Origin of the sequence: Streptomyces sp. SYP-A7185 (assembly GCF_046103685.1) — a bacterium.
In the GTDB taxonomy this organism is placed as follows: domain Bacteria; phylum Actinomycetota; class Actinomycetes; order Streptomycetales; family Streptomycetaceae; genus Streptomyces.
This window is the reverse complement of record NZ_CP122310.1, coordinates 8,123,793-8,145,588: the sequence shown is the minus strand read 5'-3', so window position 1 is coordinate 8,145,588 and position 21,796 is coordinate 8,123,793. Positions and strand designations below refer to the sequence as shown.

General features: G+C 73.1%; 17 protein-coding genes. 13 read left to right on the top strand and 4 right to left on the bottom strand.

Translation table 11 applies throughout. From position 1 onward, the window contains the following. Nucleotides 1-18: 18 nt before the first annotated feature. The 3 genes from QBL25_RS35500 to QBL25_RS35490 form a co-directional block, all read right to left on the bottom strand. Nucleotides 19-1,473, bottom strand: a complete 1,455-nt coding sequence (locus tag QBL25_RS35500; RefSeq protein ID WP_409061049.1) for a hypothetical protein — start codon at nucleotides 1,471-1,473, stop codon at nucleotides 19-21. After that, nucleotides 1,470-3,023 (bottom strand): GT4 family glycosyltransferase PelF, encoded by a 1,554-nt coding sequence (gene pelF, locus QBL25_RS35495; RefSeq protein WP_409061048.1) that lies wholly within the window; start codon nucleotides 3,021-3,023, stop codon nucleotides 1,470-1,472. Before pelF ends, QBL25_RS35500 begins: the two co-directional genes overlap by 4 nt. Nucleotides 3,024-3,360: 337 nt before the next feature. Continuing rightward, nucleotides 3,361-5,520 (bottom strand): hypothetical protein, encoded by a 2,160-nt coding sequence (locus tag QBL25_RS35490; RefSeq protein ID WP_409061047.1) that lies wholly within the window; start codon nucleotides 5,518-5,520, stop codon nucleotides 3,361-3,363. A 908-nt stretch (nucleotides 5,521-6,428) separates the two neighbouring features. Here QBL25_RS35490 and QBL25_RS35485 point away from each other — a divergent pair. The 8 genes from QBL25_RS35485 to QBL25_RS35450 all read left to right on the top strand — a co-directional run bounded on the left by QBL25_RS35485 (nucleotide 6,429) and on the right by QBL25_RS35450 (nucleotide 15,937). Next, nucleotides 6,429-8,411, top strand: a complete 1,983-nt coding sequence (locus QBL25_RS35485; RefSeq protein WP_409061046.1) for a hypothetical protein — start codon at nucleotides 6,429-6,431, stop codon at nucleotides 8,409-8,411. A 183-nt stretch (nucleotides 8,412-8,594) separates the two neighbouring features. After that, the gene (locus tag QBL25_RS35480; RefSeq protein ID WP_409061045.1) at nucleotides 8,595-9,284 is read left to right on the top strand and encodes an alpha/beta fold hydrolase; all 690 of its coding nucleotides are present in this window, start codon (nucleotides 8,595-8,597) and stop codon (nucleotides 9,282-9,284) included. Nucleotides 9,285-9,434: 150 nt separating this feature from the next. Next, nucleotides 9,435-10,721, top strand: coding sequence for an NAD(P)/FAD-dependent oxidoreductase (locus QBL25_RS35475; protein WP_409061044.1), 1,287 nt, complete (start codon nucleotides 9,435-9,437; stop codon nucleotides 10,719-10,721). Beyond that, nucleotides 10,718-11,461, top strand: a complete 744-nt coding sequence (locus QBL25_RS35470) for a DUF1365 domain-containing protein (protein ID WP_409061043.1) — start codon at nucleotides 10,718-10,720, stop codon at nucleotides 11,459-11,461. Before QBL25_RS35475 ends, QBL25_RS35470 begins: the two co-directional genes overlap by 4 nt. Beyond that, nucleotides 11,458-12,762: a class I SAM-dependent methyltransferase gene (locus tag QBL25_RS35465; protein ID WP_409061042.1), complete on the top strand. Its 1,305-nt coding sequence runs from the start codon at nucleotides 11,458-11,460 to the stop codon at nucleotides 12,760-12,762. The genes QBL25_RS35470 and QBL25_RS35465 overlap by 4 nt, the downstream gene beginning before the upstream one ends. Next, a complete protein-coding gene (locus tag QBL25_RS35460; RefSeq protein WP_409061041.1) occupies nucleotides 12,759-14,048 on the top strand; it encodes a class I SAM-dependent methyltransferase in 1,290 nt (429 codons plus the stop codon). The genes QBL25_RS35465 and QBL25_RS35460 overlap by 4 nt, the downstream gene beginning before the upstream one ends. After that, nucleotides 14,045-14,848, top strand: coding sequence for a DUF1295 domain-containing protein (locus tag QBL25_RS35455; RefSeq protein ID WP_409061040.1), 804 nt, complete (start codon nucleotides 14,045-14,047; stop codon nucleotides 14,846-14,848). The genes QBL25_RS35460 and QBL25_RS35455 overlap by 4 nt, the downstream gene beginning before the upstream one ends. Nucleotides 14,849-15,187: 339 nt before the next feature. Next, nucleotides 15,188-15,937 carry an ANTAR domain-containing protein gene (locus tag QBL25_RS35450; protein WP_409061039.1) on the top strand — a complete coding sequence of 250 codons (750 nt, stop codon included), beginning with the start codon at nucleotides 15,188-15,190 and terminating at the stop codon, nucleotides 15,935-15,937. A 54-nt stretch (nucleotides 15,938-15,991) separates the two neighbouring features. Here QBL25_RS35450 and QBL25_RS35445 read toward each other — a convergent pair whose 3' ends face one another. Then, nucleotides 15,992-17,224 (bottom strand): hypothetical protein, encoded by a 1,233-nt coding sequence (locus tag QBL25_RS35445; RefSeq protein ID WP_409061038.1) that lies wholly within the window; start codon nucleotides 17,222-17,224, stop codon nucleotides 15,992-15,994. A gap of 315 nt (nucleotides 17,225-17,539) precedes the next feature. On the opposite strand from QBL25_RS35445, the gene QBL25_RS35440 reads away from it, so the two are divergent. From QBL25_RS35440 to QBL25_RS35420, 5 genes are all read left to right on the top strand, one after another. After that, nucleotides 17,540-18,310 (top strand): GntR family transcriptional regulator, encoded by a 771-nt coding sequence (locus QBL25_RS35440; protein WP_409061037.1) that lies wholly within the window; start codon nucleotides 17,540-17,542, stop codon nucleotides 18,308-18,310. A gap of 57 nt (nucleotides 18,311-18,367) precedes the next feature. Continuing rightward, a complete protein-coding gene (locus QBL25_RS35435; protein ID WP_365373906.1) occupies nucleotides 18,368-18,595 on the top strand; it encodes a ferredoxin family protein in 228 nt (75 codons plus the stop codon). A gap of 104 nt (nucleotides 18,596-18,699) precedes the next feature. Then, nucleotides 18,700-20,010, top strand: a complete 1,311-nt coding sequence (locus QBL25_RS35430) for an ABC transporter substrate-binding protein (protein WP_409062894.1) — start codon at nucleotides 18,700-18,702, stop codon at nucleotides 20,008-20,010. Then, on the top strand, nucleotides 20,007-20,924 hold the full coding sequence (locus tag QBL25_RS35425; RefSeq protein ID WP_409061036.1) for an ABC transporter permease: 918 nt from the start codon (nucleotides 20,007-20,009) through the stop codon (nucleotides 20,922-20,924). Before QBL25_RS35430 ends, QBL25_RS35425 begins: the two co-directional genes overlap by 4 nt. A 3-nt stretch (nucleotides 20,925-20,927) precedes the next feature. Then, nucleotides 20,928-21,740 (top strand): ABC transporter ATP-binding protein, encoded by an 813-nt coding sequence (locus QBL25_RS35420; protein ID WP_409061035.1) that lies wholly within the window; start codon nucleotides 20,928-20,930, stop codon nucleotides 21,738-21,740. The last annotated feature ends 56 nt before the right edge of the window (nucleotides 21,741-21,796 follow it).

The following is a 21,796-nucleotide window of genomic DNA, read 5'->3' as shown; positions in this document are numbered from 1 at the left end:
CGAGCGGCGCGGGTCGGCTCAGGCGTGCGCCGTGGGCCTGCCCAAGTGGTGGACGGCGACCGCGAGGAGCGCCGATGCGGCGGCGGTACAGCCGATGAGTTGAGCGGTGGGCGTCGTGACGGCGCCGGAGAGCGGAAGGGCCGTCGCCAGGGCCGCGGCGGCCAGGCAGGGCGCGGCGGAGGGCCAGGCCGCGCCGAACGCCTGGAGGAGCAGGGCGGTCCACAGGACGGCGCCGAGCAGCACGAGCCGCGGGGCGCTCGCCCCGACGAGCACGGCGCCCAGGGCGAGCGGCACGAGGTAGGCGGTGGCGCACACGGCGAGCGCCCGCGCGGCCCGCAGCCGGAACCCCGTGGGTGTGGTCGAGGCGTGCAGGGCGGCCACGGCGAGCCCGCGGTAGCGGTAGAGCAGCCACTCGGCGGGCCCCATGCTCAGCGTCAGGACGATGACGGCGTACGGCTCCTGCTGTCCCGCCACGGCGGTCAGTACACCGGCCGCGAGCCCGAACAGGCCGTACGGCAGCGAGAGCGCCAGGCGTGGCGCGGGACCCGGCACCGGGGTCGCCCGCAGGGCCGCACGCAGCGCGTACCCCGCGGCGGCCAGCGCGAGCAGCACGGTGAGCAGCGGCAGCCCGGTGCGCAGAAGCTCCGGCGGCTGCCACCACGGCAGGGCGGCGGCGCCCGCGACGACCGGCAGGAGGGCGGCCGCGAGGATCTTCTCGTGGCCGAGCACGAGCAGCAGTCCGGCCGCGGCCAGGTAGCAGGACTGCCCGACGGCGAAGAGGGCGGCGGCCCCGGGGCCCGCGACGAGCAGGCCGGTGAGCGAGGCGGCAACGGCGCCGAGCGGCGCGCCGGCCAGGAGGGTGCGTCCGGCCTCGTGGCGTCCGGCGGCGAGCCTGCTGTACGCCCGGTGGCTCAGCGCCTGGGACCAGGACCAGGACACCAGGGCGGCGGCGATCAGCCCGTACAGCCCGGAGGCCGGCCCCCAGGCGCCCTGCGCCAGTACGTAGGCCGTGCCGGGCAGCGCGAAGAGCAGCCCCCGGAGGGCGCAGCGCAGGTGGTCGGGGCGCCAGGGGTCGGGCGGCACAGGCGGCTTCGGGTGGTTGCGCGGCACCCGCCGGAAGACGGCGTCGGCCAGCGAGAACAGATCGGGGTGGCCATAGGTCTCCTGGATGCGGTCGCCGGTCAGGCCCTGCGATTCCAGGAGCGCGGCGACCTCGTAGGCGTGCACGGCGGCGCCCGCCTCGTCGGCGAGTTCGGCGGCGAGCCGGTCGACGGGGTCGTCGGCCCGGGCGGGGCGCAGCGCGACGGCGTGGCGCGCGCGGGGCCGGTCGTCGTCGTGGTCGTCGTCGTGGGCGGTGCGGGGCGGTCGTGCGAGGCGCAGGGCGAGGGTGTCGTCGGCGCTCGATGCCTCGCCGTGTTCGGCCCGGCGGGCGGGGTGGCCGCCGCGCGGTCGCAGAGGGAGGGGGCCGCTCATCCCGCCACCTCGTCGGTGAGGTGCCGGTCCGCGAGGTGACGGGTCGACAGTTCTGCCCGCGTCGCACTCTGTTGGCCGCCTGTGGCCAGTTCCTCGTAGATGGAGCGGAACGCCTCGACCGTCTGCCGGAGCGTGAACTGCTCGATCACCCGCAGCCGGGCGGCCTCGCCCATCGCGGCGCGGCGCCCGGGGTCCCTGAGCAGTTCGACGACCGCTCGGGCCATGGCTTCGGGCGCGCGCGGCGGCACCACGAGTCCGGTGGGTCCCACGGCTTCCCGCACCCCGCCGACGTCGGTGGAGACCGTGGCCCGTCCGCAGGACATGGCCTCGATCAGGGTGAAGGGGAAGCCCTCGCTGATGCTGGAGAGCATCACCACGTTGCCCGCCGAGTAGGCGTCCTTGATGTGCTCGACGCGGCCCTCGAAGACCACCGCGTCGCCGTGGCCCAGTTCGGCCGCGAGGGCCTCACAGCGCTCGCGGTAGGCCTCGCCGCCGCGCGGGGTGCCGCCGAACAGGCGCAGCCTGGCGTCCGGGATCTCCCGTCTGACCAGGGCGAAGCAGCGGATCAGGGTCTCCAGGTCCTTGATCGGGTCGACGCGGCCCGCCCAGCTCAGGGTGGGGCTCTGCGGCTCGGGGCCGGCGGGCGGGAAGGCTTCGGGGTCCACGCCGTTGTAGACGGTGCGGATGAGGGACGGCTCGGCGCCGCCGCGCTCTTCCCACAAGCGGTTGTAGCGGTTTCCCGGGGTGATCAACGCGGCTCGGCGGTACGTTTCTTCGGCGAGCAGCCGGAAGAATCCGAGCAGCAGGGCCTTGACGGGCCAGCTGTAGGGGCCGGTGCGGTAGCCGAGGTAGCGCTCGCGCAGATACACGCCGTGCTCGGTCAACAGCAGGGGCACGCCGTGGAGTTCGTGGGCGACGAGGCCGGGCAGGCAGGCGATGCCGCCGCTGACGGCATGGGCGACGCCGGTCTCGGGCGGCCGGGCGGCGAGCGGGCGCAGCGCGTGTTCGAGCAGGCCGGTGGCGGTGACCGCGTCGTGCAGCGTGGGCCGGGCCTCGGCGGTCACACGCCCGGGGGCGTTCCACACGGAGGTCAGGACGTGCACCGCGCGGTCGGTGCGCAGGGTGGGCGCCAGCGCCCCGTCGCGGGCGTGCCGGGCCAGCTCGTGCAGCGCCGGGGCGAATCCGTCCTCGGCGGCCGGGTCGAGCAGGGCGGTGAGGAACTGCTCGTACGAGGCCAGGAGTTGGCGGCGGCGTCGGCCGCGCGGCGCGTGTCCGGCGGGGGTCGGCCCCCACATGGGCAGGCAGACGGGCTCGTCGACGTGCGGGGGCAGCTCCCAGGCGAGGCTCTCGCGGCCGGTGCCGGTGACGGCGAGCACGCCGAAGTCGACGTCGGGCATGCCGCGCACGAGCTGGTCGCACCAGACGCTGACACCCCCGTGGCTGTGCGGGTAGGTGCCTTCGGTCAGGAGGGTGACGCGTGGCCGGGCGGGGCGGGGCGGTGGTGCGGGGAAGGGTGCCGGTATCGGCACGGCTGAGGGCGAGTCGGGCATGGTGAGGCTCCGCGGGTGAGATACGAACGCGAGGGAGCCGACGGCGGCGCCCCGCCCCGGCGGACCGGGGTGCGGCGAGTTCCGTGAACGGCGAGGTGCGGGACGTACGGGCGCGGGGGGACGGTGGTGCGGTGGTTGGTCCCCGGCGTTCGGGGCTGGATGGTGGGCGGTCCCAGGCGGTCGGGGCCGTGTGGAGGGCGGGCCCCGGCGTTCGGGGCCGGGTGGTGCGGTGGGCCCCGGCGGTCGGGGCCGGATGGGTCGGCGGGCGTGAGCGGTGCCCGCCGTGGATCCGGTGGCCGGCCGGGAGGGGCCGGCGGCCACCGGTGCGTGCCGTGGGTCAGCGCCGGGTGACCGGCAGACTCGGCGTGTGTCCGTCGGTGCCGGGCTTCACGTACGTGATGGCCCCGGACGGGACGGGCAGTTTCCTGGCCGCCTTCGGTACGTCGACTCGCTCGGCCCCTCTCGCGCCCGGCGCGGGCGCGGAGGGCAGGTTGAGCGTGACGCGGCTCTGCAACAGCGCCGGGGACGTCCAGCCGGAGACTCTTCCCGCGTACGGGGAACCGAACGGGTCGGTGCCGAGCAGGAGTTGGCGGACGGTTCCGCTGGGCATGGTCGCGCGGGCGGCCACCCCGTCCGGGGCCTGGATGGTCACCGTGTTGCCGATCCGGTAGGCGGTGACGCGGCCCGCCTTGACGGCCGTGTCCCAGGCCGCGCGCGAGCGCAGCTCGCCGCCGATGTCGGCCATCCGCAGATTGACCACGGGGGCGTTGTCCGCGAACAGCGCGCCGTACGTGTCGAGGACGGAGCCGAGCACGGGGTAGGCGATGCGGTCCTCGGCGAGGTTCGACTGGTGGATGAAGTGCGGCCGGGGGTCGTTCGCCAGGACGTGGCCCATCGCGATCGTCGACTCCACCGGCACGATGTGGTCCTGGTAGCCGGTGGTGGGGTCCAGGGGACCGTCGAGACAGGTGGCGACGGAGGAGTTCTCGCAGACACCGCTGCCGCCGTCCGCCTTGCGGGTGTAGATCCAGTTGTACTCGTCGATCTGCTCGCTGGTGCGGCCCGCGTTGTAGAAGACGTTCATCGGGAAGCGCGGCACGGTCAGCGCGGAGCCGACCGCGCGCTGTCCGCGGTCCCGGGAGTTGTCCGAGCCGAGCCAGGTGACGCCGTTGTCGCGCAGGGCCGCGCTCAGGTTCGGGTTGTCGTCGGGCTGCTGCGGCAGGACCTTGAGCCCCGAGTGCTCGCCGGTGACCAACTCGTCGTTCTTCAGGGGCAGTCCGGCGCGCTGGCCCCAGCCTCGGTTGTCGGAGATCTGCTGGGAGATGTCGGCGCGGGAGGTGTAGCGCGTGCTGCCGTCGGCGTTCTTCGCGCAGACCCACGGCACGACGCTGACGTCCTGGACACAGCCGAGGAAGGGGTGGTTGTACGTGTGGTTGATCCAGCGGTACTCGCCCCGGTCGGCGATCAGCCGGTCGGTGAGGGGGTCGGCGCCGCCGTTCTCCTCGCGGTACAGCTCGCTGCCGCCGCCGTTGAAGGCCATGTCGAGGGGGAACTTGCGGCCCTTGGACCACTGGGCCGCGTAGGCCGCGTCGTCCGCCGTCATGCGGATCGGGTCGGGCGTGCCCTGCCCCGGTGAGCAGTCCACGTCGCCGGGGGTGCAGTTGAGTTCGCTGTCCCAGCGGTCGTCGGCGCCGAAGACGTCGTCGACGTGCACGGCGAAGTAGTTGCGGGACGAGCCGAGTTGGACGCCCTGGGTCATCCAGTCGACGATGCCGCGGGCGAGCAGCCGGAACTGCTGCTGGTGCTGGTTGTAGACGAACGTCACCACCAGCTCGCGCCGCCCGTCGTGGCGGTACTCCCCCACCAGCGAGCCGCGGCCGGACGCGCCGGGGATCGGCGCGTCCACGTAACTCGTGAAGTCGGCGCCCGGCGCGGGCTCGGCCAGGAAGCCGTAGCTCTCGTTCACGGTCGGCGCGTTGTCCTCGAAGGGCACCTGGCCTGCGAGGTAGCCGAAGGGTCCGCTCTTGCCCGACGCGGTCACCTGGGCCCGCACACCGTCCAGCGAACCGCTGAACTCCGGTGTCCGCAGGCCCGCTTCGGGGCGGGCGTAGGTGTAGGCGTCGACCTGCGGGATGGCGTAGGTCCGCTCGTAGGAGGCGAGGGCGGCCATCTCGGCCGAACCGCTGCCGAACGGGTTGTCGTTGGGCAGCACGACGGCCTGGAACTTGGCGCGCGCCCGGCCGCCGACGCTGTCCGCGAGGAACCCGGCGTCGATCACCGGCCGCCCGCTCTGCCGCAGGTCGACGGTGGTGTACGGCGTTCCCTGGACGTCGAGTTCGGCGGTGAGCGCGGCGGTGGCGGGACCCCCGTCCGTCACCACCAGGACCCGTAGATCGATGCGTGGCAGCTCGGCCGCGGAGGCCGGAGTGCCGGGAAGCGAGAGCGCGAGTAGCAGAGCGCCGGCGCCGAGAGCCGCCGCTCGCGCGGTGTGAATCATGCGGTGTGTGGTCCCCTCCACGGTCGGGCCGAGGGCATGTCTCCACCCCACGGTCCGGCCCCCCAACGACACGGTCACCCATCGCAGTGCGTGTCCGTGTCGCTCTGACGCGTCACATAGTGCGGCCCACCTGCGGTGCCTGTGTGGATTCTGTGAAACCTGGCGGAAAAAAGATGACGAACCCTTTGCCGTACGAAGGGAACGGCGCGCGGCGGGAGTTGAGGGACGGAGTCGGGCGCTCCAGGACAACGTGGCCGCTCAGAGGGGCCGTAGATCACCGGGCGCCCAGTAGGTGCTGGATACATGCGTCACCCCCCGGCCCGCGCGCCCGGCACCGGAATCAAGGTCGGGCCGGACCGCAGTGAATCAGCCAAGCGATCAGGGCCCGCGGTGCGGCGCCTCCTTCTGGAAAGCGCGTTCTGACCTGCACGGCAAGCGCGTTCCGTCGGGGAAAGGGGGCGCAATTCAGGGCGTGATCGGGGGCGCGCGAGGGGGCGCTCTTGCATTCCCTGCATCCCCTCACCTCGGCCCGCACCTCGGCCCGCACCTCGGCGGAGGTTCGGGCGTCCACAGACCAATCCGGATGGCGCCCGACGACGAATTACCGGTGTCCGAAGGGGTTTGTGAGGGATCCCGGACGCACGGAGGGGGTGGCGGGGCGCAAGTGCTCCCGGCGGAACGTCGAGGCACGTGTCTCCTCCGCCCGGACGCTGCCGCCACCTCCTCCACCTGCGCTCCTTCCGCGCTCCACCCGCGACGGGGAAGCGCCGGGAGAACGCCGAGGGAGCGCCGGGGCAGCGCCGGGCGACGAAGCCGCCGGTCGACGACGCCTGTGACCATCACAAGATTCACTCGTTTGAATCGGGTCAGGACGCAACGTCGTCAGCCTTTGGAAGGCTTCTTGATCGATGAGCACATCGCAACGGCGCTCGGCGAAGGGGTCCGGGCGAGTGGCCCTTGACCAGGCCGAAGCCGCCATCGTCGACCAGTACACCCGCCTGGTACGCCTCGCGTACCTCACGCTCCCCCACACCCTCAGCAGACACCGGCGAGTCCTCGTCGCCCACTCGCTGGTACAACGCGCTCTGCCCGGCTTCCGCATCGGGCCGGTCGCGCCCCGGGTGCCCTCCCAGCGCAGGCGCACGCCCGACCCCGCGGTGGCGACCATCCGGGCTCGGGTGCTGCGTTCGGCGCTGGCCCATGACCGCAGACCGCGCGGCTGGCCCGGCTTCCTGCCGGCACCCCGCGCGCTGCGGCCCACGCTCCCGCTGGTCTGGGGGCTGCGGCTGTTCCCCCGCGCGGGCGGCGTCGAGGAGATCACGCTGGGGCAGATCCTCTCCGAGGTGTCCGCACCCGCCCGGGCGGCGTTCGTCCTGCTGCACCTGGAGTCACTCCCCCGCTCCGAGGTCATAGAACTGCTCGCCACCGCCGGCGTGTCCCGGCCCGAGCAGGCCCTGCGCACCGCACGCCACGTGGAGTCGACCACGGGTGGGGCCACCGCGACCCTCCTGGGCTCCCGGGAGTTCGACGCCTGTTCCGTACAGACCCGGCCGACCGATCTGCTCCGCCGCAGGCGCCGCCACCAGCTGGCCTGGCTCACCGCCGGCGTCGTCGCCCTGTGCTGTGCGCTGCTCCTGACCACCGTCGGGACCACGACCTCGCAGCGGCCTTCCCCCTCTCCCGCCGCCGTCGCCGCCCTCGCGGTCGGGCCCGACCAGTTGCTGCGCACCCCGCGCGACGCCTGGGCCGACACCTCACGCGTCGACTTCACCGCATGGCCGGCCCGCGGCGCCCGCGCCGACGACGACGCGCTGATCACCCGGGCACTCGTCGCGTGGAACGACCCCTCGGAGGGCACCCGGATCCGCGTTGGCAAGGCCACCACCGACGAACCCCCGCCCAAGAACACCCAGTTGCTGTACGCCGGTGACGTCGGGCAGGAGGCGGTCGTGCTGTTCCACGACGGGCGGCGCGTCGTGCGCTACGCCGAGTCGCTCTCCTCGCCGGACGAGGCGTCCTTGGACATCACCCGTTCCGACGAGTCCGACGTGACCACGGCCTCGGCCCTGGCCGTCAGCCGCGAGGGCGGCAAGATCCGCTATCTGACCGCCCCTTGGATCGCCGAGGCGCAGACCCGCGATCTGCTGACCCCCGACTCCCCCGGCCGGCCGCTCGACGTGTCGGACGGCGGCCTCACGGACGCCGTCGCCGAACCGTCGGCCACCGGGCCGTGCGAGAGCCGGCCGGTGCTGCAACTGCGCTCCTCCGACAAGATCGTGGAGAAGCACGCCTTCCTCGTCACCGACCTCGGGGACCTGACGCCCGTACACCTCAGTTACACCCCGCTGCCCGGCACCGGAGCCCCGCCCCGGCAGCCGCGCGAGGCCACCAGCATGACGGCGCTGCGGAGCTGGGCCCGTATCGCGTGCCGGCTCCCCGAGATGCGGGCGAACGGCGTGCGGGCCGTCAACCAGTGGGACTTCGCCGACCAGGAGCTGCCCGAGAAGGGCGGCCGCGCGGTGTGGTCCTGCACCCGGGCCTCCACCTGGCAGGGTCCGGGCGACGTGCTCGTGCAGTTCCGCGCGCCCGCGGCGTCCGGCACCGCACCGGCGAAGGTGGTCGGGCGGGCACGCTCGACGGCGGCCTGTAGCCGCTTCGGCCAGCACGTCGTGGCCAGCACCCCGTGGACGTCGGGCTCCGGACGCCACTACCTCCTCGCGGCGGGCAGCCGCGAGGTCGAGGGGATCGACGTGACCGGTGACGTCGAGGCGACCGAGCGCGGGCACGCCCTGGCCGTCAAGGCTCCCAAGAGCCCTGAGGCGAAGGTGCGGGCACGGCTGACGGACGGTGAGACCCTGGACGAAGTGGGCTCACGCCCCGCGGCACGCTAGGCGGACGGGACGTGGCCGACGGTCGGCCGTGGGGAGCCGCACGGGATGTCGGAGGCGGTCGGGGCGGCGGAGGCGGAAGCCATCGCGCCGTACGACCAATCCGGACACCCGTGCGGCTCCGAACACGTCACGTCGGCCACGTCCACCGCGTCCGGCCGGTCACCGACATGTCGAGGAGTATCTGTGCCCTTCCGTGATGGCCCCCGCCCGGCCCTGGAGCTGACCGGACCGGTCGACGCGCCACGGGCCGCCGTGCTCCTGCTGCACGGCGGGCGCGAGCACGGGGTGGACGCGCCGCCGCCCTGGAACCTGCCGCGGGCGCGGCTGCGCGCCTTCGAGGGGGCGATCCGCCGGTCCACCGCGGGCGGCGACGTACTGATGGGACGGGTGCTCTACCGCGTCCGGGGCTGGAACGGCGAGCGGGAGGACGCGGCGCGCGACGCCCGCCGCGCGCTGCGTGAGCTCGAGCAGCTCGCCGGTGACGTGCCGACCGTCCTGGTGGGGCATTCGATGGGGGCCCGGGCCGCCCTGCGCGCCGCCGGTGACCCGCTGGTGCGCGGAGTGGTCGGCCTCGCCCCCTGGTGCCCCGCCGGTGAGCCGGTGGCGCACCTGCGCGGCCGTCGCGTGGTCCTGCTCCACGGCGACCAGGACCGTACGACCGACCCCCGGTCCTCCCTGGACTTCGCGGGGCGTGCGACGGCGGCGGGCGCCGAAGCGGCGCGCGTGGTCATGCACGGCAGCGGCCACGCCATGCTGCGGCGGGCCCCCGCCTGGCACGCGCTGACCGGCCGGACGGTGGCCGGGATCCTGGGCCTCGCCGAATTCCCCGCCTCGATCGCCGAGCAGTTCGGCCCCACCAGCACGTCCCGCTGAGCCCACCGATTCTGCCGATCCCACTGTTGCCGCTGCGTCCACTGTTGCTGCCGTCAAAGATCGTGGCGCGGGTGACCAAGCCGCGGGGCGCCCCGCTCCGAATCATCTTCAGAGCACGTCCGGCGTGCCCGGACGAGGAGATGGGACGGAATGACAGAACAGCGACGGCGTACCGCGGTGGTGGGATCCGGAGTCGCGGGGCTCACCGCCGCGTACATCCTGCGATCCACGCATGACGTGACCCTGTACGAGGCGGACGACCGGCTCGGGGGCCATGCCCACACGCACGATGTCCCCGGGTCGGACGGCCGCACCCGCAGCGTGGACTCCGGCTTCATCGTGCACAACGACCGCACCTATCCGAACCTGCTGCGGCTGTTCCGGGAGCTGGACGTCACCTCGCGTCCGACGGAGATGAGCATGTCCGTGCGGTGCGAGGGCTGCGGCCTGGAGTACGCGGGCGCGCGCGGCCCCCGGGGTCTGTTCGCGCAGCCGCGCAACGCGCTGCGCGCCCCGTACCTGCGCATGCTCGCCGAGGTCCCGCGCTTCCACCGCAGGGCCGCGCAGGCCCTGGCGGCGGAACCCGGGGAGGGGGACGGGGCGGAGGCCGCCGAGACCCTCGGCGCGTTCCTCACCCGTCACCGCTTCTCGCACTACTTCGTCCGGCACTTCGCGATACCCCTCGTGTCGGCGGTGTGGTCCTGCCCGCCGGGTACCGCCCTGCGCTATCCGGCGCGCTATCTCTTCCGGTTCCTGGACCACCACGGGATGCTCACGGTGAGCGGCTCGCCCACCTGGCGCACCGTGGCCGGCGGTTCACGGGAGTACGTGGAGCGGATCGGCAAGCAGCTCCAGACCGTTCGCCTCTCGACGCCGGTGCGGTCCGTGCGGCGCGGTGACGGCCGCGTGGACGTCACCGCGGAGGACGGCACGAGCGCCACGTACGACGCGGTGGTCGTCGCGGTCCACCCCGACCAGGCCCTGCGGCTGCTGGCCGACGCGTCCGCGGAGGAACAGGCGGTCCTGGGCGCGTTCCGCTACTCCCGCAACCCCGCCCAGCTGCACACCGACACCACGGTGCTCCCCCGCAGCAGCGCCGCGCGGGCCTCGTGGAACTATCTGCTCCCCTCCTGCGGCGCCACCACCGACCACGTGCGGGTCAGCTACGACATGAGCCGCCTGCAAGAGCACGACGCCCCCGAGACCTACGTGGTGACCCTGGGCGGCGAGAGCGTCGTCGACCCCGCTCGGGTGCTGGCCCGCATGGCGTACGAACACCCCGTCTACACCCCGGAGTCGGTCGCCGCGCAGGGACGGCTCGCCGCGCTGAACGGGCCCGTCACCGCGTTCGCGGGCGCCTATCACGGCTGGGGATTCCACGAGGACGGCTGCCGCTCGGGGGTCGAGGCGGCCCGGGCGATGGGGGTGCGCTGGTGAACGCCTCCCCCGGTCCCGCGCCGGCGCTGTATCCCAGCGTCATCACCCACGTCCGCACCAGCCCGAGCCGGTACACGCTCACGCACCGCACCTACCTGTGGCTGATCGACCTGGACGCGCCGCCCCGGCTCCCCTTCGCGCTGCGCCCGCTGGCCCGGTTCGACGCGCGCGACCACTTCGGCGGCACGGCCACGGACATCAGGGCGGGCCTCGAAACCTTCCTCGCCACGCGCGGGATCACCCTGGACGGCGGCCGGGTGCTGATGCTCGCCCACGCCCGCGTCCTCGGCCACGTCTTCAACCCGCTGTCCCTGTACTGGTGCCACGGCCCCGGCGGTGAACTGCGCTGTGTGGTGGCCGAGGTGCACAACACCTACGGCGAGCGGCACTGCTACCTCCTGGGCCCGGAGGCCGCGCGCACGGCGGACGTGGCCAAGGAGTTCTACGTCTCGCCGTTCTTCCCGGTCGAGGGTGCGTACCGCATGCGGCTTCCCGTGCCGGACGAGCGCCTCGGCGTCACCCTCCACCTCGAACTGGGCGGCCGGCGCACGTTCACGGCGACCCTGCGCGGTGCGCGCCGGCCCGCCACCGCCGGCGCGCTGCTGCGGGCGGCCGTCCGCCACCCGTGGTCGACGGTGGCCGTCTCGGCGTCCATCCGGCGGCACGGCATCGCGCTGTGGCTGCGCGGTCTTCCCGTGCAGAACCGACCCCGACACTGTCCCCAGGAGGGCATGAAGTGAGTACGTCCGTATCCGGATCCGGCACGCCCGGCGTATCCGGTGCACCCGGCCTTCCCGGTCCACGGGGGCCGATCGACGCCGGACGGTGGCCCGACGTCGTGGCCGTTCCGCCCTGCTCGGCCGCCCGGCGGGCGGCGGCCCGGATCGTCGTGCGCCAGGCCCTGAACGGCCTGCCGCTCCAGGTGACGATGGGCGGTGAACGCCTGGGCACGGGCGGCCCGCTGATGGAGGTGCACGACCCCGACGGCTTCCTGCGGCGCATCGGGACCGGCGGTCTCGTCGGCTTCGGCGAGTCGTACATGGCGCACGAGTGGGACGCGCGGGACCTGGTCGCCGTGCTCGCGGTGTTCGCCGAGCACGCGGCCACGCTGATACCGCCCTCGCTGCAACGGCTGCGCGGGCTCTGGGCTCCCCGCAAGCCCACCGGGCAACGCAACACCCCCAGCGGCGCACAGGCCAACATCCGGCACCACTACGACCTGTCGAACGACCTGTTCGCGCTGTTCCTCGACGCGTCGATGAGCTACTCCTCCGCGCTGTTCGACCCGTCGTCCTTGCCGTCCGCCACCTGGTCCGATCTGGAGACGGCCCAGCACCGCAAGATCGACCGGATGCTCGACCTGTGCCGCGTGGGGCCCGGCACCCGGCTCCTCGAGATCGGCACGGGCTGGGGCGCCCTGGCCATCCGCGCGGCCGCGCGGGGCGCGAGCGTCCACTCGGTCACCCTCTCCGCCGAACAGCGCGACCTGGCCCGGGAACGGGTGCGGGCCGCCGGGCACGAGGACCGCGTCCGCATCGAGCTGTGCGACTACCGCCAGGTCCGCGGCAGCTACGACGCGATCGCGAGCGTGGAGATGATCGAGGCGGTCGGGGCGGAGTACTGGCCCACGTTCTTCCGCGCCCTGGACTCCTTGCTGGCTCCCGGCGGCTCGGTGGCGCTCCAGGCGATCACCATGCCGCACGACCGGATGCTGGCGAGCCTGGACACCTTCACCTGGGTGCACAAGTACATCTTCCCCGGCGGGCAACTGCCCTCGGTGCGGGCGCTGGAGGAGACCGCGCGCTCTCACACCGGACTGCGGGTCACCGCGTGCGACGGGTTCGGCGCGCACTACGCCCGGACGCTGGAGCTGTGGCGCGAGCGCTTCGCCGAGCAGGACCACGCGGTCGGCGACCTGGGCTTCGACCCGACCTTCCGCCGCATGTGGGACTTCTACCTCGCCTACTCCGAGGCGGGCTTCCGCTCCGGCTATCTCGACGTGCACCAGATCCAGCTGACCGGAGAAGGAGCAGGACTGTGACCTCCACCGCCGCGCGCCTCCACGCGCTCATCGCCGACGCCCTGGGCGGGCCCGCGCCGCTGCGGCTGCGCGCCTGGGACGGCAGTGAGCACGGACCGCCGGACACCCCGGTCGTCGTCGTCCGCTCCCGCAGAGCGCTGCGCCGGCTGCTGTGGCAGCCGGGCGAACTCGGCCTGGCCGAGGCCTACATCACCGGTGACATCGACGTCGAGGGCGACCTCGCGGACGCGCTGCGGACCATGTGGGCCGGCGCCCGCGAGCAGCGGCTCGCCCCGGTCAGGCCCGGGGTGGGCCGGCTGGCCTCCGCCCTGGCGGCCGCGGCCCGGCTCGGCGCCATCGGCCCGCCCCCGAAGGTGCCGGCGGGCCGGGCCCGGCTGCGGGGCACACGGCACAGCACCGCCCGGGACCGTGCGGCCATCAGCCACCACTACGACGTCTCGCACCACTTCTACGAGCTGCTGCTCGACCCCTCGCTGGCGTACTCGTGCGCCTACTGGGAGAGCGAGGACCCGGCCTACGGCCTGGCCGACGCCCAGGAGGCCAAGCTCGAACTGGTCTGCCGGAAGCTGGGCCTTGCTCCCGGCTCGCGGCTGCTCGACGTCGGCTGCGGCTGGGGCTCGCTCTCCCTGTACGCGGCGGAGCGGTACAAGGCGCAGGTGACCGCGGTGACGCTCTCGCGCGAGCAGCGGGACGTCGTGCGGGCCCGGGTGCGCGAGCGCGGCCTGGACGACCAGGTCGACGTGCAGCTTCGGCACTACCGCGACATCGAGAACGGACAGTACGAGGCGATCAGCGTCATCGAGATGGGCGAGCACGTCGGGGACGCGGAGTACCCGGGGTTCGCGGCCCAACTCCACGGCCTGTTGCGCCCGCAGGGCCGGATCCTGGTCCAGCAGATGTCCCGCGGGGCCACGGCCCCCGGCGGCGGCGCGTTCATCGAGTCGTACATCGCTCCGGACATGCACATGCGCCCCCTGGGCGAGACGATCGGCCTGTGGGAGGGAGCGGGGTTCGAGGTGCGGTCGGCCGAGGCGCTGCGCGAGCACTACGTGCGCACCGTCAACGCCTGGCGCGTCACCCTGGAGGAGCGCTGGGAGGAGTTCGTGTCGCTCGTCGGAGTGGAGGCGGCCAGGACCTGGCGGCTGTACCTGGTGGGCGGATCGCTCGCGTTCGAGGAGGGACGCATGGGCGTCGACCAGATCCTCGCCGTACGCGCCAGTGACCTCGGCTGGTCGGGGATGCCCGCCACGACGGCCGGCTGGTACCGCGGGGACGGCGCGTCGTGAACGGCTTCGCCTGGGGCGCGTTCGGCGTCAACCTCGCCTTCGCCGCGCTCACCGCCCTGGCCGTGCTCCTGGCCACCTTCGCGCTCGCCCTGCGCCGCGGGATGCACCGCATCGTGGACAGCGCCTGGGGGATCGCCTTCGCGGCCGTCGCCCTCGTGACATACGCCCTGTCCGCGGGCCACGGCGACGAGGGGCGACGGCTGCTGGTGACGGCGCTGACGGTGGTGTGGGGGCTGCGGCTCGCGGGGCACATCGCCTGGCGCGCCCGGGGCCACGGCGAGGATCCGCGCTACGAGCGGCTCCTGTCCAAGGCTCCCGGCAGCAAGAACGCCTACGCCCTGCGGATCGTCTATCTGCTCCAGGGCGGTCTGGTCTGGCTGGTGTCCCTGCCCGTGCAGGCCGCCGCCTACGTCGAGGGACCGCTCGGGGCGCTCGCCGTCGTCGGGGGGCTCGTGTGGCTGGTCGGTCTGGTCTTCGAGGCGGTCGGGGACCATCAGCTGGCCCGGTTCAAGTCGGATCCGGCCAACAAAGGCCGCCTCATGGACCGCGGTCTCTGGTCCTGGACGCGCCATCCGAACTACTTCGGTGACTTCTGTGTCTGGTGGGGTCTGTTCCTCGTCACGTGCGAGGCGCCCGTGGCCGCCGCCGCGACGATCATCGGTCCTGCGGTGATGACGTATCTGCTCACGTTGGGCAGCGGAAAAGCACTGCTCGAACGGCACATGGCGGAACGGCCCGGTTACGCCGCCTACAAAAAGCGCACGAGCGGATTCTTTCCGAGGCCGCCCCGCTCGGCGTGAAAGCCGCCGCGGGGAGCGGCCGGACAAAATGTGCTCCCTCTTTCAACGGAGCGAAAGCAGGGGTTCCCTTCACGCCTCGCGCGCGCTAGCACACCTGTACGGAACGACAGGGCGCGGTAGCTTGGAGGGGATTCCGTGCATTCCCCAACCGGAGCCCCCAGCCGTTCCGTTGCGGGTGTTTGGCGACCATCGACGAGGGGAGCCGTGGTTCCGTCGCCGGCGGGACACGCGTACCGGCCCCCTGCGGCCGTTCCTCTCACACCGCCCTCCGCGCGGCGGACTTCCGGCGTACGGTCGCCGGATGCTGTGGCCGGTGTGCCCACGGAAGGGAGAGGCGGCATGACCGCCATGCCCGACAGACAGCGCGAGGAGCGGCTGGCAGCCGCTTTCGCCGATCTCGCAGCCCCCCTGGTGCGGGAGGTGAGCGTGAGCGCTGTCCTGCACACACTGACCGAACACTGCGTGGACCTGCTGGACATATCGGCGGCCGGGGTCCTGCTGGACATCCCGCACGGACCGGCCGCGGAGGTGGCGGCCTCCGACGAGTACACCCGCGGCCTGGAACTGTTCGGCCTGGAATGGGACGAGGGTCCGGGCCGGGACTGCTGCCGCTCCCGGGACCGCACCGCCGAGGTCCGCCTCGACGCCGAGCCCGCCTGCACCCGCTGGCCCCGCTTCACTCCACGCGCCCTGCTGCTCGGCTTCACTTCGGTCGTGACGGTCCCGCTGCGCTGCCGGGACACGGTGGTCGGCGCCCTGAGCCTCCTCCGCGACCGGCGGAGCCCGCTGGCCGACTCCCGGCTGCGGCTGGCTCAGGCGCTGGCGGACACCGCCACGATCTGCGTGCTCCAGCAGCAGGTGATGCAGAGCCAGCGAACGCAGATCGGGCGATTGCAGAGCTCCCTGGAGTCCAGGATCTCCATCGAGCAGGCCAAGGGCTTCCTGTCCAACTCCCGTGGGTGCAGCGCGGACCAGGCCTTGATCCGCATGCGGACCTACGCCCGGAACCGGCAGCTCAAGCTCGCCGACGTGGCCAGCCAGGTCCTGACCGGCCGCGTGGCGGACACCTTGCTCCACCCCGAACGCTGACCCTCACTGGTCCCGGCCCCGGCCCCCTTCGGCCCCTGTGGGCGCCGGACAGCCTCAGCGGCGCCTGATCGCGCGCCTGAGCAGGGTGCCGAGGGCGACCAGGACGACGGCGGCGACTCCCATGACGAGCAGCGCGGTGGAGCGCTGCCCGCTCTCGGCCAGCTCGTCCGGGGGCGGGGTGGGCGCGGGGGGCTCCGGGCTGCTGCTGTCGGAGGGGCTCGTGGTGGGTTCGGGGGTGGGTTCCTGCGTCGGAGAGGTGGGTGAGGGGGTGGGCGTGGGGGTGGGCGTGGGGGTGGGCGTCGGCCTCTTCGTGGTCGTGGACGTGGGGGTGGGTGTGGGAGTCGGGGTGGGCGTGGGAGTCGGGGTGGGGGTGGGCGTGGGAGTCGGCGTCGGCGTAGGGGTCGGCGTCGGTGTGCTGGGGGTGACGTCGGTCGTCGCGCAGGAGCGGTTGTTGCCGGTGTCGGACTCGCGGGAGCCCGTGTAGACCTCGGCGCAGTTGGTGATGGCGTCGCCCGCGACGTCGGGGTTGGCGTGCATCGTGACGGTGAAGGTGCGTGTCTCGTCCGGGCCGAGCGTGCCGAGCGGACAGCTGAGGGTCAGGCCGGTGTCCGGGCACTCCGGGGGGCGCTTCTCGATGGAGGAGAGCTGCCCGTCGGTGGGGTCCTGCACGGTGACGTCGACGGCGTCGGAGGGGCCGTGGTTGGTCACCGTCACGGTGAAGGTGTAGCTGCCGTCGGCCGCGACCTCCGGGGTGGCCGTCTTGGTGATCTCCACGTCCGTCAGCGTGGTGGTCTGCGTGATCAGGGTGGTGGAGTCGGCGGGCTGCTGGGCCCCGTCCTGCCGCACGTCGGCCTGGTTGGTGAGGTTGGTGCCGTCGGAGAGGGAGGGATCGACGGAGACCGGGATCCGGAACTGCCGCGTGCCGCCCGCCGGGACGGCGACGCCCGCGCAGGTGACCTGCAAGCCCTGCGCCGCGCACGCGTCGGGCAGCTCTCCCGGGGTCACCCCGTCCGGCAGCTGGTCGGTCACCGTGACCCCCGACGCGTCCTCGTCGCCGTCGTTCGTCACCGTCAGGGTGTAGACGGCGTCCCCGCCGATCACGAGCGGATCGGGGGACACCGACTTCTCGATCCGCAGATCGGCCGCCGCGCGCAGCCGCGCGGTCGCTTCCGGGCCGGGGCGCTCAAATGCGGTGCCCAGAGGAACCGCGTATCCGGTGGAGGCGATCGCCGAGATCACCACTGCGGCGGAAAGGGTCGCTGCGCGGGTCAGTTTCGGGGCCCTCACGTGTGCCTCTCGTTCAGGGAATTCCTTCGCCGACGCCATGGGCGCCGGCTTTCTCGGACCTACATATAGAGGCAGAAATAGTCATATCTTCTGCGACACTCCAGAAGCCGACGGAAAGGCCACCGCCTCGGGCACAGGGATGTCCCCCATCCGCGGATCCATGGCGTCTGCCGGCGGCCCCGAGCCGGCCCACACCTGGCAGATCTCCCCGCTCCGCCCGTGAACACGCAGGTCAGAAGGGGCGGGTGCGGTGCGCCGAGTGGCGCAATACTCCGGCAACACCACGGCAGGTGCGGCGTCGGTATGGTCCCTCGCATGCCAGCCGAACGTATCCGCGAGCACACTGTGCCGGTCGCCGCCGCCCGACGGCGCCGACTGCGCGCGGACCAGGCACGGCAGCTCGCCGACCTGCTGCGCCACCAGGTGCGCACCGGGGGTTTTCCCGGCGGCGTGCTGCCGCTGGAAGGCACGATCGGCAGCGAGTACCACGTCTCCCGGAACACCGTCCGGCAGGCGCTCGATCTGCTCCGCACCGAAGGGTTGCTCGAACGGCAGCCCGGTGTCGGCACCGTCGTGGTGTCCGAGAAGTATCCGCACGGCCTCGACCGGCTCCAGGGACTCGCCGAGACCCTGCACGAACACGGCGACGTCACCAACGAAGTCCGTACGGTCGGTCCCGTCCCCGCGCCCGCACCCGTGGCCCGGCGGCTCGGCCTCGTGGAGCACACCGACGTGCTCTACATCGAGCGGCTGCGCAGGCTGGGCGGCCTGCCGCTCTCCCTCGACCTCACCTATGTCCCGATGGGCATCGGCGCCGGTCTCCTCGGCTGCGACCTGGAGAACACCGATGTCTTCCGGCTGCTGGAGAACCTGACCGGGCAGGCCCTCGGGACGGCCGAGATCACGCTGGAAGCCGTCAACGCCGACGTGCATTCGGCCGCCGTGCTCGAAGCGCCCCGCGGCGCCGCCGTCCTCATGCTGGAGCGGCTCACCTCGCTGGCCGACGGACGCCCCGTCGACCTGGAGTTCATCCGCTTCCGCGGCGACCGCATCGCCATGAGCGGACTGCTCCACCGCGCCCTCTGATCCAACGGCCCACAGGGCCGCCCTTTTTCGCCCACCCCCTCATTCCGGGAGACAGCCATGCCTCTGGCCCCCCAGCGCGCCGACGTGCCCGTGACCATCGACGAGTCGAAGTGCATCGACGGCTGCACCCTCTGTGTCGACATGTGCCCCCTCGACTCGCTCGCGATCAACCCGGACAGCGGCAAGGCCTTCATGCACGTCGACGAGTGCTGGTACTGCGGGCCCTGCGCGGCCCGCTGCCCCACCGGCGCGGTCACCGTCAACATGCCCTACCTGCTCCGGTGAAGCCGCCGAATCGAGAGGTCCCGCCTTCCATGACCACCCCCTTGAAGACCCTCACGACCACCCCGGGGAAACGCGCGGCGATCCACGCTTCCCTCGCCGCCCTGATGACCTTCTCCCTGGCGGGCTGCGGCGGGGCGAGCGCCGACGACTCCGGCACCGTCACGATCACCGTCGGCTACCAGTCCAAGACCATCAACACGGTCACCGCCGGTACGCTGCTGCGGTCCCTCGGCTACTTCGAGCAGGAGCTCGCCCGGCGCGGCAAGCGCGAGGGCGTCACGTACAAGGTGAAGTGGCAGGACTACGCCACCGGCGCGCCGATCACCGCGCAGATGACCGCCGGGAAGATCGACATCGGGTCGATGGGCGACTTCCCCCTGCTCATCAACGCGGCCCGCGGCACGCAGCTGAACCGGCCGACCAAGCTCGTCTCCGTCACCGGGTACAACCTGCGCGGAGGCCTCAACACGGTCGTCACGGCGCCCGGTTCGAAGCTGGCGTCCCTGAAGGACCTGCGCGGCAAGAAGGTCTCCACGAGCGTCGGCTCGGCCGCCGACGGCACGCTCGTACGCGCCCTGAGGCAGGCGGGCATCGACCCCGAGAAGGACATCCGCAAGCTCAACCAGCAGCCCGCGGTGGGTGCTTCGGCGCTCCAGGCGGGCAGCGCGGACGCGCTCTCGCAGTTCGTGGCGTGGCCGGGGCTGCTCGCGTTCCAGGGCCGGGCCCGGGCGCTGTACGACGGCGCGGAACTGGACCTGCCGACCTTCCACGGGGTCACCGCCCGCGAGGACTTCGCCGAGAAGCGGCCCGGGGTGCTCCAGGACTTTCTGCGGGCCCAGATCAAGGCGACGGGCTACCTCGACGAGCGCCCGGTGGCGGCCGCCGAGTCGGTCGCGAAGGCCACCGGGCTTCCGGCCGAGGTGGTCTACCTCTACAACGGCGCGCAGGGCATCGCCACGTTCGACCCCACCCTGAAACCCGCCCTGGTGGCCGTGTTGAAGAAGGACGTGCCGGTCCTGAAGTCGGCGAAGCTGGTCGGCGACGTCGACGTGGACGCCTTCGTCGACGAGCGGTACGTGAAGAAGGCGTACGGCAAGGGCTACGCGAAGGCGCTGGCCGCCACCCCCGGGCCGGCCCGCAGCGAGCTGTGGCTGAAGGGCGAGACCAGGACCCGGAGCTTCGCCACCCCGGCCGGGCTGCTGCGTGCGGCCGCCCAGCGGCAGGGCAAGGTCCGGGCCGCCTACGTGCCCGACGCCACCACCGGGACGCCGTGGTTCGCGGACAAGGCGGTGTGGGTCGCGGACGGCGACAAGCTGCTGCCGTTCGTCACTCCCTCGGCCGCCGCCGCCTACCGCAAGGCACATCCGGACGCCCGGCCCATCACGTACAAGAAGGCCCTGGAGCAGGCGTCATGACGGCACGTCATCTCCTGCGGGTCCTGTCGCTCCTCGCGGCGCTCGGCCTGTGGCAGCTCCTGACCGCGTTCGACGTCGACCTGTGGCTGCGCTTCGAGCAGTTCCCGACGGTCGTCGACATCACGCGGGAGTTCGGGCGGCGCGTCGGCGGCGAGCCGTACTGGCAGGACCTCACCGACAGCCTCACCCGCATCGTCACCGGATTCGTGCTCGCGGCGGTCGCGGGCGTGGCCGTCGGCACGACGATCGCCCGCTCACGGCTGGCCGCCGATCTGCTCGGACCGGTCCTCGAAGTGCTGCGGCCCATACCGGCGATCGCCCTGGTGCCGGTGGCGATCCTGCTCTTCCCCAGCAACGAGCAGGGCATCGTCTTCATCACCTTCACCGCCGCGTTCTTCCCCGTCCTGGTCTCCACCCGGCACGCGGTGCGCGCCCTGACCCCCGTCTGGGAGGAGGCCGTCCTGACGATGGGCGGCGGCCGGTGGCGCGTCCTCGGCTCGGTGGTCCTGCCCGGAGCGCTGCCCGGCATCCTCGGCGGGCTCTCCGTGGGGATCGGCGTCTCGTGGATCTGTGTGATCTCGGCGGAGATGATCTCCGGCGAGTACGGGGTGGGCTACCGCACCTGGCAGGACTACACGGTGGTCGACTACCCCGGCGTCTTCGTCGGCATGGTGACCATCGGCGCGCTCGGGTGGATGACGTCGACGGCGGTGGAGGTGCTGGGCCGCCGGGTGACGCGGTGGCTTCCCCGGACGGAGTCCCGCGGTGAGACACCACGGCCCGCCCGCCGGTCCGCGTCGGGGGTTCGGCTCCCGGCGCCGCGCGCCGCACGGGCCACCGCGTCCGATGCGGCTCCGAAGCAGGAGGCGCGGGCGTCCGTCCGCACCCCGGACCGTGTCCACAAGGAGGCGTGACCCATGACCACTCCCCCGAAGACGACCTCACCCACGGCCCCCACCGCGTCCGCCCCCGTGTCCGACCCCGCCGCGCCCCGCGGCACCCGGCTCACCTTGCGGGACGCGTCGGTCGGCCGGGAGGGCACGGCGGTCCTCGATGGGCTCGACCTGGACGTCGCGCCCGGTGAGATCCTCACCGTCGTCGGCCCTTCCGGGTGCGGGAAGTCCACGCTCCTGCGCACCCTCGCCGGGCTCCTTTCCCCTCTGGCGGGGGAGGTAACCCAGGACGGGGAGCCGATCACGGGGCCCCACGCCGAGCGCGCGCTGATCTTCCAGGACGACGCGCTGCTGCCGTGGCGCAGCCTGCGGGCCAACGTCGAACTGCCGCTGGCCATCAAGGGCGTACGCCGTGCCGAGCGCCGCGCCCGGGCCGAGGGCTGGCTGGAGCGCGTGGGCCTCGGCGGGCACGGCGCCCAGCTGCCGCACCGCGTGTCGGGCGGGCAGCGGCAGCGCGTCCAGCTCGCGCGGGCCCTCGCGGGCGAGCCCCGGGCGGTCCTCATGGACGAGCCGTTCGGCGCGCTCGACGCGCAGACCCGGGCCGGGATGCAGCAGCTGCTGGCCGACGTGCTGCGCGGCACGGGCGCGACCGTCGTCTTCGTCACCCACGACGTGGACGAGGCGCTCTTCCTCGGCGACCGCGTCGCCCTGCTCGGCGCGGGCACGCGAGGCGTCCCCCACGTGCTGGACGTGCCGCGCCCCCGCGACCGTACGGCCCACGGCGACCCCGCCACCGTCGAGCTGCGCCGCGCCGTCCTCACGTCGCTCGGCTCCTGACCCCGCGGCACCCGAACCACCGGCACCCGAACCACCGGCTCCTGACTCCTCGGCTC

Coding starts and splice junctions, on each gene's coding strand:
- QBL25_RS35440 (WP_409061037.1), top strand. CDS start 17,540: ATGCCAGCCGAACGTATCCGCGAGCACACTGTGCCGGTCGCCGCCGCC.
- QBL25_RS35420 (WP_409061035.1), top strand. CDS start 20,928: ATGACCACTCCCCCGAAGACGACCTCACCCACGGCCCCCACCGCGTCC.
- QBL25_RS35485 (WP_409061046.1), top strand. CDS start 6,429: ATGAGCACATCGCAACGGCGCTCGGCGAAGGGGTCCGGGCGAGTGGCC.
- QBL25_RS35500 (WP_409061049.1), bottom strand. CDS start 1,473: ATGAGCGGCCCCCTCCCTCTGCGACCGCGCGGCGGCCACCCCGCCCGC.
- pelF (WP_409061048.1), bottom strand. CDS start 3,023: ATGCCCGACTCGCCCTCAGCCGTGCCGATACCGGCACCCTTCCCCGCA.
- QBL25_RS35425 (WP_409061036.1), top strand. CDS start 20,007: ATGACGGCACGTCATCTCCTGCGGGTCCTGTCGCTCCTCGCGGCGCTC.
- QBL25_RS35490 (WP_409061047.1), bottom strand. CDS start 5,520: ATGATTCACACCGCGCGAGCGGCGGCTCTCGGCGCCGGCGCTCTGCTA.
- QBL25_RS35475 (WP_409061044.1), top strand. CDS start 9,435: ATGACAGAACAGCGACGGCGTACCGCGGTGGTGGGATCCGGAGTCGCG.
- QBL25_RS35430 (WP_409062894.1), top strand. CDS start 18,700: ATGACCTTCTCCCTGGCGGGCTGCGGCGGGGCGAGCGCCGACGACTCC.
- QBL25_RS35450 (WP_409061039.1), top strand. CDS start 15,188: ATGACCGCCATGCCCGACAGACAGCGCGAGGAGCGGCTGGCAGCCGCT.
- QBL25_RS35435 (WP_365373906.1), top strand. CDS start 18,368: ATGCCTCTGGCCCCCCAGCGCGCCGACGTGCCCGTGACCATCGACGAG.